At 60.6% G+C, this 1,547-nt stretch carries 1 protein-coding gene and 1 pseudogene; both read left to right on the top strand.

Features of this window, described 5'->3' with window-relative positions:
* On the top strand, positions 1 to 1,162 hold a 1,162-nt coding region (locus tag ACXJL8_RS40700), incomplete at its 5' end, for an AAA family ATPase (protein ID WP_456686994.1).
* Positions 1,159 to 1,547 (top strand): annotated as a pseudogene (locus ACXJL8_RS40695) (CpaF family protein); the annotation flags it as partial. The gene ACXJL8_RS40700 and the pseudogene ACXJL8_RS40695, both read left to right, overlap by 4 nt.

Raw genomic sequence — 1,547 nt, 5'->3', positions numbered from 1 at the left:
ATCTCCATCTGTTGCAGCGCGCAACCAAATCGTCTGTTTCGTAAATGACGAGCTTAGCGCGGCGGCTCTGCGCAAAGGCCTCGAGGGTAGCAACTTATCGATCAGGCGTGGCACGATCCGTCATGCCATACGGATGCTCGAAACCGACACCGAGCTATCCGCGTTGGTGGCGGACATCAGTGGAATCGATGATCCATTTTCCGAACTGGAAAGGTTGGCCGCCGTCTGCCCACCCGATGTCCGGGTGGCTCTGATCGGTGAGAGCAGGGAGATCACCTTCTACCGCGAGCTCATGGAAATCGGCTTGAGCGAGTACCTTCCGAGGCCGCTCACGCGCGATCTGGTGCTGCACCAACTGCGTCCGAAACTGCTTGGCGACGTGGCGCCCGGTGCGGCCGATCGTGGCGGGCATGTGATCTCGATCTGCGGCGCTCAGGGGGGCGCCGGCGCAACCAGTATCGCTATCAATCTCGCGCTGCAACTGGCCGAGACCACAAAGGCCAAGGTCGCGCTGCTCGACCTTCATCTACAAAACGGCGAAACAGCCGTGATGCTGGGTCTTCGGCCTGGGCCAGGGCTGCGCATCGCTCTGGAAAACCCGATGCGGGCGGATACGTTGTTCCTCGAACGCGCGGCAATCGATATCAACGAGCGAGTCTGCCTGATTTCCGCCGATGAGGATTTGGATGCGCAGCTCGACATCACTGAAGCGGGCGTGAGACATGTCCTCGGTCTGCTCCGTCAACGGTTCAACTACATCGTTGTCGACATACCAGTCCCGTTTCCGCCATCCATCCATCCGGTGATCACTCTTTCCCGGCACGTGCTGGTGCTGCTGGAAGCGGAGGTGACCGGACTTCGCAATGCCCATGCATTGCGGGCCGCCGTGACCAACATCGCCGGCAAGGATCGCGTGTTCACCTTGCTCAATCGTGCCGATCGTCCCGGCGGCCTTCCCAGGGCTACGATTGTCAAGGCCCTGGGCGCAGAGCCCGACATGGTGATTCCCGATCTCGGGAAGGGGATGACCCAGGCGGTCAATCTCGGAATTCCGGCTCTAAAGCACGTACGAGGATTGCGACGTCACCTCGCCCCAATTGTCCGGGAGATCGCAGGCGTCGGTGCCGAACGAAAGGGATGGTTGAGGAGGCTGCTCGGGTGACGAAAAAATTTGGTAGGCGCGAAGACGATACGCCAGCTCGTTTGCCTGCATTGCCACCAAGCTTGCCTGCATTGGCGGCGAGCCTGCCGGCGCCGAGCTCGCCTGCAGCTACGCCAAGGCGCGACGAACCTTCTACCCAGCGGCCGGTGATGCCGGCTCTGCTGCGTGAGCGGGTCATCGAGCAGATTGAGCCATCGGTGGCCGCAACGGTTTCGCGAGATGTTCTTCGGCGGCAGATTGAGGAAATCATCCATGGAATCGCCAACGAGGATCGGCTCGAACTGTCAGGTCGCGAGCAGTTTCAGCTAGCGGACGAGATTGCGGACGACATGACCGGCTATGGGCCGCTCCGTCCGCTTCTGCTGGATCAATCGATCAACGATAT

This window comes from Bradyrhizobium sp. P5_C11_2, from assembly GCF_054049755.1.
The sequence above is the reverse complement of the archived record's forward strand: the minus strand, read 5'-3'. Positions and strand labels throughout refer to the sequence as shown.